The sequence below is a fragment of the Streptomyces orinoci genome (genome assembly GCF_003121295.1).
In the GTDB taxonomy this organism is placed as follows: Bacteria; Actinomycetota; Actinomycetes; order Streptomycetales; family Streptomycetaceae; genus Streptomyces; species Streptomyces orinoci.
Map to the genome: position 1 here is coordinate 1,383,152 of NZ_PHNC01000029.1, position 14,481 is coordinate 1,397,632.

The following is a 14,481-nucleotide window of genomic DNA, read 5'->3' on the forward strand; positions in this document are numbered from 1 at the left end:
CGCTCCTAGCGCTTCTTGTTCGTCTTGCGGCGGCGGACGATGTACTTGTTGCTCGCCTTCTTGGGAGAACGAGTACGACCTTCCTTCTGGCCCCAGGGCGAAACCGGGTGGCGACCACCGGAGGTCTTGCCCTCACCACCACCGTGCGGGTGGTCAACGGGGTTCATGGCGACACCGCGGACGGTCGGGCGGACGCCCTTCCAGCGCATGCGGCCGGCCTTGCCCCAGTTGATGTTCGACTGCTCGGCGTTGCCGACCTCGCCGACGGTGGCGCGGCAGCGCACGTCGACCAGGCGGATCTCACCGGACGGCATACGCAGGTGGGCCATCTGGCCCTCCTTCGCCAGCAGCTGCACGGAGGCACCCGCGGAACGGGCGAACTTCGCACCGCCGCCGGGCCGCAGCTCGATGGCGTGGATGGTCGTACCCACCGGGATGTTGCGCAGCGCCAGGTTGTTGCCCGGCTTGATGTCGGCCGCGGGGCCGTTCTCGATCCGGTCGCCCTGCTTCAGGCCACGCGGAGCGAGGATGTAGCGCTTCTCGCCGTCCACGTAGTGGAGCAGCGCGATGCGCGCGGTGCGGTTGGGGTCGTACTCGATGTGAGCGACCTTGGCCGGCACGCCGTCCTTGTCGTGACGACGGAAGTCGATCACGCGGTAGGCGCGCTTGTGGCCACCACCCTGGTGGCGAACGGTCACACGACCGGCGTTGTTACGGCCGCCCTTGCTGTGCAGCGGGCGGACCAGCGACTTCTCCGGCGTGGACCGCGTGATCTCGACAAAGTCGGCGACGCTGGAGCCACGACGGCCCGGGGTCGTCGGCTTGTACTTGCGGATACCCATTTCTCAGTCCTCGTCCGATTCCGGACGACTCGGACTCCGTTAGGAGACCGGGCCGCCGAAGATGTCGATACGGTCGCCCTCGGCGAGGGTCACGATGGCGCGCTTGGTGTTGGCGCGCTTGCCGAAACCGGTGCGGGTGCGCTTGCGCTTGCCCTGGCGGTTGATCGTGTTGACCCCGGTGACCTTGACCGAGAAGACCGCCTCGACGGCCTGCTTGATCTGGGTCTTGTTGGCGCGCGGGTCGACGATGAACGTGTACTTGTTCTCGTCCAGCAGCGCGTAGCTCTTCTCCGAGACAACCGGCTTGACCAGCAGGTCGCGCGGGTCCGAGAAGGTCTTGCTGGTGACGACGGCCTCAGTCATCAGGCCTCGCTCCCTTCGGTCTCAATGGCCTTGGGGCCGGACACGAAGGACTCGAAGGCGGCCTTGGTGAAGACCACGTCGTCCGAGACGAGCACGTCGTACGTGTTCAGCTGGCCCGGCTCCAGGATGTGCACCTGGGGCAGGTTGCGGGCGGACAGCCACGCGGCCTCGTCGGCCCGGTCGGCGACCAGGAGCACGTTCTTGCGCTCCGAGATCTTGCCGAACAGGGTCTTGGCGGCCTTGGTGGAGATCTCGCCCTCGACCACGCCGGTGACGACGTGGATACGGGAGTGACGCGCCCGGTCCGAGAGGGCACCGCGCAGGGCGGCGGCCTTCATCTTCTTCGGGGTGCGCTGCGAGTAGTCACGCGGCACGGGACCGTGCACAACGCCACCACCGGCGAACTGCGGCGCGCGGGTCGAACCCTGACGGGCGCGACCGGTGCCCTTCTGGCGGTAAGGCTTCTTGCCACCGCCACGGACCTCGCCGCGGGTCTTGGTCTTGTGCGTGCCCTGGCGGGCAGCGGCCAGCTGCGCGACGACGACCTGGTGGATCAGCGGAACGCTGACCTTGGCGTCGAAGATCTCCGCGGGGAGCTCGACGGTCCCGGCCTTGTCGCCTGCCGGCGAAAGGATGTCAATGGTGCTCATCGGTTACCTCAGGCCCCCTTGGCCGCGGTACGGACCAGGACGAGGCCGCCGTTCGGACCAGGAACCGCGCCCTTGATCAGGAGCAGGCCCTTCTCCGCGTCAACGGCGTGGACGGTCAGGTTCTGGGTGGTGACCCGCTCGTTGCCCATGCGGCCCGCCATGCGGAGGCCCTTGAACACACGGCCCGGGGTGGCACAGCCACCGATGGAACCGGGGGAGCGGTGCTTGCGCTGGGTGCCGTGTCCGGCGCCGAGGCCACGGAAGTTGTGGCGCTTCATGACACCGGCGAAGCCCTTGCCCTTGCTCTTGCCGGTGACGTCAACCTTGACGCCGGCCTCGAACACGTCCGCGGTGATCTCCTGGCCGAGGGTGTACTCGGCGGCGTCGGAGGTGCGGATCTCCACCAGGTGGCGGCGGGGGGTCACGTCGGCCTTGGCGAAGTGGCCCTTGAGGGGCTTGTTCACCTTGCGCGGGTCGATCTCGCCGAAGGCGATCTGGACCGACTCATAGCCGTCGGCGTCGTTGGTGCGGACCTGCGTGACAACGCAGGGGCCGGCCTTGACAACGGTGACCGGGACAACACGGTTGTTCTCGTCCCAGACCTGCGTCATGCCGAGCTTCTCGCCCAGGACGCCCTTGATCTGCTTAGCCATCTCGCGCGTCACCTCAGAGCTTGATCTCGATGTCGACGCCGGCCGGCAGGTCGAGACGCATCAGCGAGTCAACCGTCTTCGGCGTGGGGTCGAGGATGTCGATGAGGCGCTTGTGCGTGCGCATCTCGAAGTGCTCGCGCGAGTCCTTGTACTTGTGCGGCGACTTGATGACGCAGTACACGTTCTTCTCAGTGGGCAGCGGCACCGGGCCCGCGACCGACGCACCAGTGCGGGTCACCGTCTCGACGATCTTCTTCGCCGAGGAGTCGATGACCTCGTGGTCGTAGGCCTTGAGCCGGATGCGGATCTTCTGTCCCGCCATGGCTACTTCGTAGTCCTGTCTCTCGTAACGCTCTGGGACTCGGTGCGCTGCGCGTCCAGCACGCCGTCCCTCCCCGCTCACTCCGACCCACGCGGTCGGGCGTGTCGCGCCCCTTCCAGCAAATCTCCCCAAAGGAAGATCCCTGCTCAAGGGGTTCGTGGGGGAAGGACACCCACCGAGTGCCTGGCCGGTACCCCGCTGACACTTCCCGGAAGATTCCCGTACTTCCGCCCCTCATCAGGGGCGACGAGTACTGCGGGACTCGCTTCCAGTCCTCCCGGCGGGAGGCGCGCAGCATCGGCACTCAACCGAGCAACCTGAACAGTGTGCCATACGGGCCCGAAGGGGCGCCAATCGGAGCCGAAGAACCTACACCGCCTGTCCAAGTTGTCAAACCGCCGACCCGGCATAGCGGACACTAGGGTCGTTTCCGGGTGCCCCTCGACCGCCACCGCCAGGTAAGGCTTTGTCGCATCTTGGGCAACCCGAGCGCATTTCCGCCCGTCCCTTCACACGCTGGGGGGACGTATGGTTGCGCGCTGCACAACGGACGGAGTCAGGTAGTTGGACATCACACCGCCCCGGGTCCTCGCGGGAAATCCGCGCCCGGTCTCCCGACGCACGGTCCTCGCCGGCATCGCCGCCACCTCCCTGGTGACCGCGGTGGCCGGCTGCAGCGGCGACAAGAAGAAGGCGGCGCTCTCCCCGGTACGCGCCCTGGACCCGGCCAACACCGCCTCCTACGCCAAGGCGGGCAGCCCGCTGCTGCTCCAGGTGATGGCGCACCCCGATGACGACCTGTTCTTTATGAACCCCGACGCCTCGCACATCGTGCAGGCCGGGGTGCCGGTGGTGTCGGTCTATGTGACGGCCGGCGAGGCGGTCGGGCAGAACTGGATCAAGGGCATGCCCAAGCCGCCCAAGCACGACAAGGCCGCCTACTCCTCGTCCCGCCACCAGGGCCTGCGCCAGGCCTATGCCGAGATGATCGGCAAGGACAGGTTCGCCTCCTGGAACAAGTCCGTGCTGGACCTGCCCGGCGGGGTCAAGGCGGAGACCAATGAGCTGGTCAACGGCGACAAGCGGGTCCGGCTGATCTTCCTCAATCTGGCCATGCTCTCGGCGCACAAGACCCGGATGCCCGATCTGTGGGAGAAGCCCGGCGCCCAGATGCAGAGCCTGATCGCCACCGGCTCCCCCTGCACCGAGGTCAGCCACTACCGGCACAGCACCCTGGTGGACGTCCTCGCCGGGATCATGGACCGCTACAAGCCGACCGTGGTGCACACCATGGACCCGGACCCCGACTTCCAGGTGCATGACGCCACCCACCCCAAGGACAACGACTACGGGGCCTGCTCGGACCACCGCGACCACACCCCGACCGCGCTCTTCACCTGGAAGGCGCTCTCCCAGTGGGTGCACGACGCCACCGAGCGGGACGGCCATCCGCCGCGCTTTGTCACCACCGCCTTCCGCGGCTACTACAACCAGCGCTGGCCGCACAATCTCCCGGCGGAGATCGTGGAGGACAAGCACAAGCTGGTCGAGGCCTACGGCGGCGACCCCCACTGGAGCTGCGGCAACACCGCCGGCTGCGGTGACTACGGGCAGGGCGGCAACCGCCCGATGAAGAACCGCAAGGGCTGGATCCGCTCCACCCACTACCGCTACCCGGGCGCCACCCCGGTCGCCGCCCTGGGCAAGTCCGGCCGGCTGGAGCTCTTCGGGGTACTGGGCCTGCACGCGGTGCGCTGGCAGGAGACCGCGCCGGGCAGCGGCCGCTTCGGCGAGCCGCAGAATCTGGGCGGCGGCCCCTTCGCCCCTGCGCTGGCCACGGTCCAGGACTCCACCGGCCGTCGCCTGGTCTTCGCCCTGCGCTTCTCCGCGCTCAAGGGCGAGGGACGGGCCGACACCCGGGAGCTGGTGTACCTGGAGGAGAAGTCCCCGGGCAGCGGCACCTTCGGCAGCTGGAAGAGCCTGGGCAACCCCGAGCACAAGCCCGACCGGGGCCGCCGGGTGGGCATCCCGGCCGTGGTGGCCACCCCCGACGGCAAGGTGCACCTCTTCGTCCGCAACGCCGGCAAGGGCGTCTCCAGCCGGGTACGGGCGGCCGACGGCAAGTGGGGCAAGTGGCAGAGCCTGCACGGCCAGGAGCTCCAGGAGGGCCTGACCGCCGTCCTGGACAAGGACAACCTGGTGCATGTCTTCGGCATCGGCCGGGACACGGTGCACCACTGGACCCAGGAGGCGGCCGACAAGCCGGTGAAGCTCGCCAAGCTCAAGGGGCTCCCCCAGCCGGGCGGCGACCCCATCGGCGCCGGGCTGGACCCGGACGGCGCGCTCTGCGTGGTCTACCGCCGGCCGGCCGCCAAGGAGCCGGTCGGCTACCGCCTCAAGGGCGGGGACGCGACGGAGCAGCTGGACGGCTCCGCGCTGGGCTGCCTCGCCGGTTATGGCACGGTGGCCGCGCTGGGCGTGCCGGCCCGGGGCGGCAAGGACCAGCTGCTGCTGCTCTCCCGCAGCCTGGACGGTCACGCTCAGCTGATGCCCTCCGACGGCGACAGCCCCACGGTGGCCTCGGGCCAGCCGATCCCGGTCGGCACGGCGGCCCTGACCGCGGACGCGGACCACCGCCCCTGCGTACTCGCCTTCGCCCCGGACGCGTCCCCCTGGCTCTGGCGCCCGTAGGGCACCCCCGGTTGCCGTCCGGCTGCGGGCCGGGCCGCGTTGTGGGCAGTCGTTCCGCAGGGCGATGGGGGTGCCCCCGCGCCGTACAGGCGTGGGGGAGGGTGGGCACAACGCCCACCGGGCCGCACCCGGCAACGAAACCCCGTCCTGCCGACGACCCTCGCCGCCCGGCCGCAGGCCGTAGAGGCTGGTCGCGCAGTTCCCCGCGCCCCTGAGGGGCGCACCCGGCAACGAAACTGCATCTGCCGACAACCCTTGCCGTCCGACCGCAGGCCGTGCCTGGTTGCTCGCGCAGTTCCCCGCGCCCCTAGCGGGGCACCCCCGCGCCCCTGACAGGGCGCACCCCGCACGCACGAAAGGGCGGGCCCAGGGTGTGAAACCCCGGGCCCGCCCTTAACGCAGGCGTGGTGCCCTAGATCAGCAATTACTTGGTGATCTTGGTGACCTGGCCGGCGCCAACGGTACGGCCGCCCTCACGGATGGTGAAGCGCAGACCCTCCTCCATGGCGACAGGCTGGATCAGGGAGACGGACATCTCGGCGTTGTCGCCGGGCATGACCATCTCCGTGCCCTCCTTGAGGGTCACAACACCGGTCACGTCAGTCGTACGGAAGTAGAACTGCGGACGGTAGTTGTTGAAGAACGGGGTGTGACGGCCACCCTCGTCCTTGGAGAGGATGTACGCCGTGGCCTCGAACTCGGTGTGCGGGGTAACCGAACCCGGCTTGATGATGCACTGGCCGCGCTCGACGTCCTCGCGCTTGATGCCACGGAGCAGCAGACCGACGTTCTCACCGGCCTGGCCCTCGTCGAGCAGCTTGCGGAACATCTCGATACCGGTGACGGTGGTCGAGGTCTTCTCGGTCTTGATGCCGATGATGTCCACCGGCTCGTTGACCTTGAGGACACCGCGCTCGATACGACCGGTGACGACGGTGCCACGACCGGTGATCGTGAAGACGTCCTCGATCGGCATCAGGAACGGCTTGTCAACGTCACGCTCGGGCTGCGGGATGTTCTCGTCAACCGCGTCCATCAGAGCCTCGACCGACTTGGCCCACTCCGGGTCACCCTCGAGCGCCTTCAGCGCCGAGACCTTGACGACCGGGGCGTCGTCGCCCGGGAACTCGTACTCGTTGAGCAGCTCACGAACCTCGAGCTCGACGAGCTCCAGGATCTCCTCGTCGTCCACCATGTCGGCCTTGTTCAGGGCGACAACGATGTACGGAACGCCGGACTGGCGGGCCAGGAGCACGTGCTCCTTGGTCTGCGGCATCGGACCGTCGGTCGCGGCGACCACGAGGATCGCGCCGTCCATCTGGGCGGCACCGGTGATCATGTTCTTGATGTAGTCCGCGTGACCCGGGCAGTCGACGTGCGCGTAGTGACGCGACTCGGTCTGGTACTCGACGTGCGCGATGGAGATGGTGATACCGCGCTGCCGCTCCTCCGGCGCCTTGTCGATCTGGTCGAACGGCGTGAAGGGGTTCAGCTCCGGGTGCTTGTCGTGCAGCACCTTGGTGATCGCCGCGGTAAGGGTCGTCTTACCGTGGTCGACGTGACCGATGGTGCCGATGTTGACGTGCGGCTTAGTCCGCTCGAACTTCGCCTTCGCCACTGGGGTCCTCCTGGGAGTGGTTCTGTACGCCTTACTTCATCGGCGCCAGGTGATCTTCTGGGGTGCCGTCCGCCGGGGCAACCACCAAAATATGGCGGTATGCCCCGACAGCCGGTGTCAAGCCTAAAGCGTCGGTCCCGTCATCGGAGACGGGAGTCGAATTACTCGCCCTTGGCCTTCGCGATGATCTCCTCGGCGACGTTCCGCGGAACCTCGGCGTAGGAGTCGAACTGCATCGAGTAGCTTGCGCGACCCGAGGTCTTGCTGCGGAGGTCTCCGACGTAGCCGAACATCTCCGACAGCGGCACCAGGCCCTTGACGACCTTGGCGCCGGACCGGTCCTCCATGGCCTGGATCTGGCCACGGCGGGAGTTGATGTCGCCGATCACGTCGCCCATGTAGTCCTCGGGGGTGGTGACCTCGACGGCCATCATCGGCTCCAGCAGAGCCGGCGACGCCTTGCGGGCACCCTCCTTGAACGCCATGGAACCGGCGATCTTGAAGGCGAGCTCGGAGGAGTCCACGTCGTGGAAGGCACCGTCGAGCAGCGTCACCTTGACGCCGGTCAGCGGGTAGCCGGCCAGCACGCCGAACTCCATGGCCTCCTGGCAGCCCGCGTCCACGGACGGGATGTACTCCCGCGGGATACGGCCACCGGTGACCTTGTTCTCGAACTCGTAACCGTCGCCCTCGAGGGGCTCGATCGCGATCTGCACCTTGGCGAACTGGCCGGAACCACCAGTCTGCTTCTTGTGCGTGTAGTCGACCCGCTCGACCGCCTTGCGGATGGTCTCGCGGTACGCGACCTGCGGCTTGCCGACGTTGGCCTCGACCCGGAACTCACGCTTCATACGGTCGACCAGCACCTCGAGGTGCAGCTCGCCCATACCCGCGATGATGGTCTGGCCGGTCTCCTCGTCCGTGTGGACCTGGAAGGACGGGTCCTCCTCGGCCAGGCGCTGGATGGCGACACCCAGCTTCTCCTGGTCGCCCTTGGACTTGGGCTCGATGGCGACCTGGATGACCGGAGCGGGGAACTCCATCGACTCCAGGATGACCTGGTTGGCCGCGTCACACAGCGTCTCACCGGTGGTGGTCTGCTTCAGGCCCATGACGGCGACGATGTCACCGGCGCCCACCGACTCGATCTCCTCACGCTTGTTGGCGTGCATACGGTAGATCTTGCCGATGCGCTCCTTCTTGCCCTTGACCGAGTTCTGCACCTGAGAACCCGACTCCAGGCGGCCGGAGTACACGCGGACGAAGGTGAGCTTGCCGAGGTGCGGGTCGCTCATGATCTTGAACGCCAGCGCCGACAGCGGCTCCTCGTCGGAGGGCTTGCGCTTGACGACCTCGTCCGGGTTGTTGACGGCGTGGCCCTCGATGGCCTCGACGTCCAGCGGCGAGGGCAGGTAGCGCACAACCGCGTCGAGCAGGGGCTGAACACCCTTGTTCTTGAACGCGGTGCCACAGAACACCGGGGTCACCGTGGTGCCCTCGGTGCTACGGCCCGACTCGATGGTGATGCGGCGGATCGCGGCGTAGAGCTGCTCCTCGGTGGGCTCCTGGCCCTCCAGGAAGAGCTCCATGATCTCTTCGTCGTTCTCGGCGACGGCCTCGACCAGCTTGCCGCGCCACTCCTCGGCAGCCTCGGTGTGGGTGGCCGGGATGTCGACAACGTCGTACATCTCGCCCTTGGCGGCCTCGGCGGACCAGACCAGAGCCTTCATCCGGACGAGGTCAACCACGCCCTGGAAGTTGGCCTCGGCACCGATCGGCAGCTGCATGACCAGCGGCTGAGCACCCAGACGGTCAACGATCATGTCGACACAGCGGTGGAACTCGGCGCCGGTGCGGTCCAGCTTGTTGACGAAGCAGATGCGCGGCACGCCGTAACGGTCGGCCTGACGCCACACCGTCTCGGACTGCGGCTCGACACCGGCCACACCGTCGAACACCGTCACGGCACCGTCGAGCACGCGCAGCGAACGCTCCACCTCGACGGTGAAGTCGACGTGGCCCGGGGTGTCGATGATGTTGATCGTGTGATCGACGTTCTCGAGCGGCCAGTGGCAGGTCGTCGCGGCAGACGTGATGGTGATGCCGCGCTCCTGCTCCTGCTCCATCCAGTCCATCGTGGCAGCGCCGTCGTGGACCTCACCGATCTTGTAAGAGACACCGGTGTAGAACAGGATCCGCTCGGTGGTGGTCGTCTTGCCCGCGTCGATGTGGGCCATGATCCCGATGTTGCGGACCTTGGCCAGGTCAAGCGAAGTGGTGGCCATATGGCTCAGTCTTCTCTCGGTTCTCGATGGGGGTAGCGACTACCAGCGGTAGTGCGCGAAGGCCTTGTTGGACTCGGCCATCTTGTGCGTGTCCTCACGCTTCTTGACCGAGGCGCCGAGACCGTTCGAAGCGTCCAGCAGCTCGTTCATGAGGCGCTCGGTCATGGTCTTCTCGCGACGGGCGCGGGAGTAGCCGACCAGCCAGCGCAGCGCCAGGGTGGAGGCGCGGCCCGGGCGGACCTCGACCGGCACCTGGTAGGTGGCGCCACCGACGCGGCGGGACTTGACCTCAAGGGCGGGCTTGACGTTCTCAAGCGCGCGCTTCAGCGTGATGACCGGGTCGTTGCCGGTCTTCTCGCGCAGACCCTCCATGGCGCCGTACACAATGCGCTCGGCGGTGGAGCGCTTGCCGTGCAGCAGGATCTTGTTGATCAGCGAGGTGACAAGAGGAGAACCGTAGACCGGGTCGATGATGACCGGGCGCTTCGGGGCGGGGCCCTTACGAGGCATTCTTACTTCTCCTTCTTGGCGCCGTAGCGGCTGCGAGCCTGCTTGCGGTTCTTGACGCCCTGGGTGTCGAGCGAGCCACGGATGATCTTGTAGCGAACGCCCGGCAGGTCCTTCACACGACCGCCACGCACGAGCACGATGGAGTGCTCCTGCAGGTTGTGGCCCTCACCCGGAATGTAAGCGGTGACCTCGATGCCGGAGGTCAGACGCACACGCGCGACCTTGCGGAGCGCCGAGTTCGGCTTCTTCGGGGTGGTCGTGAACACGCGGGTGCAGACGCCGCGGCGCTGGGGCGAACCCTCGAGTGCGGGCGTCTTGTTCTTCTCGACCTTGTCCTGCCGGCCCTTCCGGACCAGCTGCTGGATCGTAGGCACCGTTTCTCCGGTTTCTGTGTGCCGATCACGATAAAACTAACCTGGAACCGCACGCCGACCCACGCGGTCGGGTGTGTCGAAACCCGCAGACCCCCGCCGAAGGGCGATTGGGTGCGGATTTCGGTGTCTCCGAGCGATTGCGTACCCCTCGGATCCGGGTCTCCCGCACGGTCTGAAGGCACGCACAAGAGCCCGGGGACACCCCAGGCACAAGGTCAGAGCGTACCTAGCGCATGGGCTGCGGTCAAAACAAATGCACACGCGGAGGACACCCTGATGTGCGGCGTATGTCCCAGATCAGGGTCGCATGACGGGGGCGTTGTGGCACCCCGTGGCGGGCGTCAGCGCCGCATTGAGCGGAGTCACCCGCACGGGGCGGCCATCCGGAGCACTCATGAGCCCGCGTCGCCGCGGTACGGGATGAGATGGCTTGCCGGCCATGGCGCATGCTGATGATCTGTGGGGTGAACGCCGAGAGAGCGGAGTGACGCCATGTGGGGGTGGCGGCGTGCCAGGGGCCAGTGGTCGGCGGAGGCCGGAGAGGTCCTGCGCGAGACGATCGAACGGGCTGTGGAGAACCATCGGCTGCTGGACCATGCGTACGCGCGTCTCGCGGACGCGCTGGAGCAGGTGAAGAGCCTGCTGGGCCAAGGGGACGGGCTACCGGCCGACACGGTGCGGGCGCGGCTGGCGACGGTCCAGCCGACCCTGGACCACTGGCCCGCGGCCCGGGCATCGTTCGACCGGGCGGTGGCCGCCTGGCGCGACCCGGAGGGGGTCGCCCCGGAAGCGGTCCGGGAGGCGATAGAGACTTTCGCCATTCGCGCCGAGGGCGCGGCCTCGCTGATGGACTCGGTCAGCGGTGCGGCGGAGAACCTCCTCGGCCTCCGCGACAAGCTCCTGGAGATACGGGCCAGGCTGGCCCCCGTACGCGAGCGCGCCCACGCGGCCCTGACCGCCGCGCGCACCGAACTCGTCGGCTTGCCGCTGGCGGCCCAACTGGAGGCCGTCGAGGAGCAGTTGCACGCCCTGGACGCCGGCCGGGTCGAGGTCGAGCCCAACCACAGATTGACCGATGCGTACCGGAACCTGGAGCTACGACTGGCGGAGCTGCGGGGCGCGCCGTAGGGGCGAGGGCAACACAGGGTGTGTTATCGGCCACTTCGGCCCTCTCGGGCTGCCCCCGCCCCGCAAGGGGCGCGGGGAACTGCGCGACCAGCCACGGACGGACCGCGCCCGGCACTCAATGCCTATGGCTTCAGCGAGCCCATGCTCACGGCACGGACGAAGAACGCCCACGGTTCCGGGCCGAACGCGAGGGCGGTGCGGTGCGGGTTCTTGGAGTCCCGGACGGGGACAACACCGGGTATGTTGTCGGCGGCTTCAAGACAGTCCGGCTGCCCAGCCCCATTGCCGGATCCGCTATGAGTGCTCTTCCGCCATACGGCAAGACCCAGGTCAGGCTCGATCTTCACCTGCATACTCCTCTGCCACCGATTCGATGAGGGCCACGGAGGCTTCCGGCGACAGTGCGGCGGCCCTCACAAGATCGTATGCCAGTCGGCAACGAGCGACCTGGGCCGGATCATCCAGCAGGCTGCCGCTCATCACGCCTTCCGAATAGGCAAGGGGCGGGGCATCCTCGAAGCTCATCAGCTTGAGCATGGCGTCCAATGCCGAAGCGCCCGCCGCATAGGGCAGCACCTGCAACACCAGACGCCGCCTGCGCATCAACTCAGTCAGGTGCAAGAGCTGTTCCCGCATCACGGCCCGCCCGCCTACTGGCCGCCGAATCACACCCTCGTCGAGGACCGACCACAACATGGGCCGAGTTGGGTCATCCAGGATGCACTGACGCGCCAAGCGCGCAGCCACCCAGGACTCGATCTCCTCATCCATGGCGAATCGGCACCCGGCCACGAAGACGGCCCGCGCGTAGTCCGGCGTCTGGAGCAACCCCGGCACGACCGTTGGCGAGTAGCTCTGGATGGCGACTGCCATGCCTTCCAGCGAGGACACCTCGGCGAACCAGTCGGCGTCCGGCGAACTATTGATCAGCTCCTCGCAGACGCGGGCAAAGAACCCACCTGTCCCCAGCTCGATATCAATCCGCTTCGCGAGTTCCAGTTGCGGCCGCCGCACCCCCGCCTCGATCTGCCCGATGTACGCCCCTGAACAGAACACCCGCTCCCCCAGCGCCCGCTGGGTGAACCCCGCCTCCTCCCGGCGCCGCTTCAGCTCCGCCCCGAAGAACCCCCAGCCGATCCGGCTCCGCGCCACACCGCCAGCGTTGGCCATAACGTAACTCCCCATCCGGCAAGGGCCGTTGCCGTACGTGGCCCCCTCCCGAGCGTAGCCGGGAACCCCCACCCTGGGTGCCCATGCGAACCCGAAAGACCACCGCACCCATGCCCTACCCCACCGGCACCTATGTCGTGGACACCCGCACCGCCACTCTCGGCCAGGTCATGGCGACGGAGCCGCACACCGTCCATATCCGCCCACCCCGCGGCGGTCTCGAATGGGAGGCACCCCCACACGCCCTGCGCCCGGCAACCACCGAGGAGCGCGCGGCGGCCGGACTGCGTACGGAGGCCCGGCCATGAGGACTTGGACCTCGCCCTACAGCGGCCGTACCTTCACCATCCACCCCGAGGGCAGGTTCGCGGAACCGCCCGCGACGGACCACCCCACCATCGCGTTCCACACCCACCACCGCCCCCTCGACCAGGGCGAGAATGCCTCAACTCCCCTCACCGAGCAGGAGTTCTGCCGACCCGCCGTCGAGCTGGTCCTCGGCCTGCGACTCCGCGACTGCCATCGGCAACTCGCCGTCAAGCGCTATGGCGTACGCCCGCTCTGGCTGACCGAGCCCGCCGGCGACTCCTGGGCCTGCGCACTCTTCCGCGACGACGGCCTGCCCACCCTCACCTGGCAGGGCGGCCCCCGCCGCCTCTGGGACGAGGCGGAGGCCGCCTACCGCTGGTGGACCCGGCAGGGCGAACCCCCCTGCCACCGCTTCGGACTGACCATCACCCCGCGCGGCCGCCACATCTGGTTCCACAAGCCCGGCAACATCCTTCTCACCATCCCCCTGACGCCATTGCCGCCCGGCCGCTAACCTCCTCCCCCATGCCGCATTTCCTGATCGCCGGTGGCGGCATCGGCGGGCCGGGGCCGTCCATATCGACGGGCTGCGGCTGATGGACGGACTGTCCGGCGCCGGCCCGGCCGCACTGCCGCTGGGCGGACGGCCGGGTGGTGCTCATCGGTGACGCCGCCCACCCCATACAGCCCTACGCGGCCCAGGGCGCCTGCCAGGCGCTGGAGGACGCGGTGGAACCGGGCACGCTGCTGGGGCAGGGCGCCGACCCCGCCATGGCCTTCGCCCGGTTCACCGCGGTACGCCGCGAGCGGGTGCGGCGGGTACAGCAGGCGGCACGGTGGATGGTCGAGACGCTGTGCCTCCCGGCGGGCGAGGCGGCCGTGGTCCGGCAGACGCTGCTGTGCCGGCTGGGCACGGAGGAGCTGTACGACGCGCTGGACTGGCTGCATGGATACCGGTGCCGGTGAACCGGCCCTGCACACCGGATGGATTGCGCGGCACAGTCGCGCGGACGTCGCGCCGGAACCGTCCACACCCTCCACGCCGCGAGGGGGCATCGCCGCACCCCTCCCCGCCTCCCCACGGACCCTGCACGACCGCCCTCACACCCCCTCTCCTGTGGTAACTCCACCGCCACTCCAGGTACTTCCACGCTCCGGTGACTGCCGGCGAATGACGGCAATACGGTCGAACCCGGGTGGGCCGCTCCAGTGAAGTGGCCCCTGACATCTTGGAGTTGCAGCCATGCGACGCTTCGCCACCGCCCTTGGAGCCCTTGCCGCCGCCGGGACGCTCGCCTTGGCCCTCCCGGGCTCCGCCTACGCCGCCACCGGAAACCTCGTCATCAACGGCGTCGGGCACCAGAACCCCAGCGGGTGCTACTCAACCGGCACTCTGGCCACGCTGATCGTCAACCAGACCGACGCGACGGTCTACGTCTTCTCCGACCTGAACTGCTCCGGGGATGTGCAGCAGATCATCCAGCCCGGTATCAGCACCCTGGCCTTCGGCTCCAGCGTCCTCGTCAAGTGAGTCACCCGGGCCGGCCGGCCCGGCGGAATGCCACC

At 68.1% G+C, this 14,481-nt stretch carries 16 protein-coding genes and 1 pseudogene; 6 read left to right on the forward strand and 11 right to left on the reverse strand.

Annotation, left to right across the window (positions count from 1 at the left end; translation table 11 throughout):
• Nucleotides 1-5: 5 nt before the first annotated feature.
• Genes rplB through rpsJ form a run of 5 tightly spaced genes read right to left on the reverse strand, consistent with a single transcriptional unit; the run spans nucleotide 6 to nucleotide 2,830 of the window.
• Nucleotides 6-842, reverse strand: a complete 837-nt coding sequence (gene rplB, locus CV755_RS21100) for a 50S ribosomal protein L2 (RefSeq protein ID WP_109281740.1) — start codon at nucleotides 840-842, stop codon at nucleotides 6-8.
• 39 nt (nucleotides 843-881) lie between these two features.
• Entirely contained in the window at nucleotides 882-1,205 is a 324-nt protein-coding gene (gene rplW, locus CV755_RS21105; RefSeq protein ID WP_004950438.1) for a 50S ribosomal protein L23, read from the reverse strand.
• Nucleotides 1,205-1,855 carry a 50S ribosomal protein L4 gene (gene rplD, locus CV755_RS21110; protein ID WP_109281741.1) on the reverse strand — a complete coding sequence of 217 codons (651 nt, stop codon included), beginning with the start codon at nucleotides 1,853-1,855 and terminating at the stop codon, nucleotides 1,205-1,207. The genes rplW and rplD overlap by 1 nt, the downstream gene beginning before the upstream one ends.
• Before the next feature lie 8 nt (nucleotides 1,856-1,863).
• Complete coding sequence (gene rplC / locus CV755_RS21115; RefSeq protein WP_004950432.1) at nucleotides 1,864-2,508, reverse strand: 50S ribosomal protein L3; 645 nt, start codon at nucleotides 2,506-2,508, stop codon at nucleotides 1,864-1,866.
• A gap of 13 nt (nucleotides 2,509-2,521) precedes the next feature.
• Nucleotides 2,522-2,830: a 30S ribosomal protein S10 gene (rpsJ, locus tag CV755_RS21120; protein WP_003948644.1), complete on the reverse strand. Its 309-nt coding sequence runs from the start codon at nucleotides 2,828-2,830 to the stop codon at nucleotides 2,522-2,524.
• 564 nt (nucleotides 2,831-3,394) lie between these two features.
• On the opposite strand from rpsJ, the gene CV755_RS21125 reads away from it, so the two are divergent.
• Nucleotides 3,395-5,521: a PIG-L family deacetylase gene (locus CV755_RS21125; RefSeq protein ID WP_241561319.1), complete on the forward strand. Its 2,127-nt coding sequence runs from the start codon at nucleotides 3,395-3,397 to the stop codon at nucleotides 5,519-5,521.
• 424 nt (nucleotides 5,522-5,945) lie between these two features.
• Here CV755_RS21125 and tuf read toward each other — a convergent pair whose 3' ends face one another.
• The 4 genes from tuf to rpsL all read right to left on the reverse strand — a co-directional run bounded on the left by tuf (nucleotide 5,946) and on the right by rpsL (nucleotide 10,308).
• Nucleotides 5,946-7,139: an elongation factor Tu gene (tuf, locus tag CV755_RS21130; protein ID WP_109281742.1), complete on the reverse strand. Its 1,194-nt coding sequence runs from the start codon at nucleotides 7,137-7,139 to the stop codon at nucleotides 5,946-5,948.
• Between the two features lie 161 nt (nucleotides 7,140-7,300).
• A complete protein-coding gene (gene fusA, locus CV755_RS21135; protein WP_109281743.1) occupies nucleotides 7,301-9,424 on the reverse strand; it encodes an elongation factor G in 2,124 nt (707 codons plus the stop codon).
• A 39-nt stretch (nucleotides 9,425-9,463) separates the two neighbouring features.
• Complete coding sequence (gene rpsG, locus CV755_RS21140) at nucleotides 9,464-9,934, reverse strand: 30S ribosomal protein S7 (RefSeq protein ID WP_004950419.1); 471 nt, start codon at nucleotides 9,932-9,934, stop codon at nucleotides 9,464-9,466.
• 2 nt (nucleotides 9,935-9,936) lie between these two features.
• Nucleotides 9,937-10,308: a 30S ribosomal protein S12 gene (gene rpsL, locus CV755_RS21145; RefSeq protein ID WP_003948652.1), complete on the reverse strand. Its 372-nt coding sequence runs from the start codon at nucleotides 10,306-10,308 to the stop codon at nucleotides 9,937-9,939.
• A gap of 492 nt (nucleotides 10,309-10,800) precedes the next feature.
• Between rpsL and CV755_RS21150 the strand changes: the two genes are divergently transcribed.
• On the forward strand, nucleotides 10,801-11,436 hold the full coding sequence (locus CV755_RS21150) for a hypothetical protein (RefSeq protein ID WP_109281744.1): 636 nt from the start codon (nucleotides 10,801-10,803) through the stop codon (nucleotides 11,434-11,436).
• 122 nt (nucleotides 11,437-11,558) lie between these two features.
• Here the strand turns inward: CV755_RS21150 and CV755_RS21155 are convergent, their stop codons facing one another.
• Nucleotides 11,559-11,789, reverse strand: coding sequence for a DUF397 domain-containing protein (locus tag CV755_RS21155; RefSeq protein ID WP_109281745.1), 231 nt, complete (start codon nucleotides 11,787-11,789; stop codon nucleotides 11,559-11,561).
• Nucleotides 11,767-12,606, reverse strand: a complete 840-nt coding sequence (locus CV755_RS21160) for a helix-turn-helix domain-containing protein (RefSeq protein ID WP_109282015.1) — start codon at nucleotides 12,604-12,606, stop codon at nucleotides 11,767-11,769. Before CV755_RS21160 ends, CV755_RS21155 begins: the two co-directional genes overlap by 23 nt.
• Before the next feature lie 83 nt (nucleotides 12,607-12,689).
• On the opposite strand from CV755_RS21160, the gene CV755_RS21165 reads away from it, so the two are divergent.
• The 4 genes and pseudogenes from CV755_RS21165 to CV755_RS21180 all read left to right on the forward strand — a co-directional run bounded on the left by CV755_RS21165 (nucleotide 12,690) and on the right by CV755_RS21180 (nucleotide 14,446).
• The gene (locus CV755_RS21165) at nucleotides 12,690-12,914 is read left to right on the forward strand and encodes a hypothetical protein (RefSeq protein ID WP_241561320.1); all 225 of its coding nucleotides are present in this window, start codon (nucleotides 12,690-12,692) and stop codon (nucleotides 12,912-12,914) included.
• On the forward strand, nucleotides 12,911-13,429 hold the full coding sequence (locus tag CV755_RS21170) for a methyltransferase domain-containing protein (protein ID WP_109281746.1): 519 nt from the start codon (nucleotides 12,911-12,913) through the stop codon (nucleotides 13,427-13,429). Before CV755_RS21165 ends, CV755_RS21170 begins: the two co-directional genes overlap by 4 nt.
• Before the next feature lie 131 nt (nucleotides 13,430-13,560).
• Nucleotides 13,561-13,881, forward strand: a pseudogene (locus tag CV755_RS21175) (FAD-dependent monooxygenase); the annotation flags it as partial.
• A gap of 277 nt (nucleotides 13,882-14,158) precedes the next feature.
• Nucleotides 14,159-14,446, forward strand: a complete 288-nt coding sequence (locus tag CV755_RS21180; protein WP_109281748.1) for a hypothetical protein — start codon at nucleotides 14,159-14,161, stop codon at nucleotides 14,444-14,446.
• The last annotated feature ends 35 nt before the right edge of the window (nucleotides 14,447-14,481 follow it).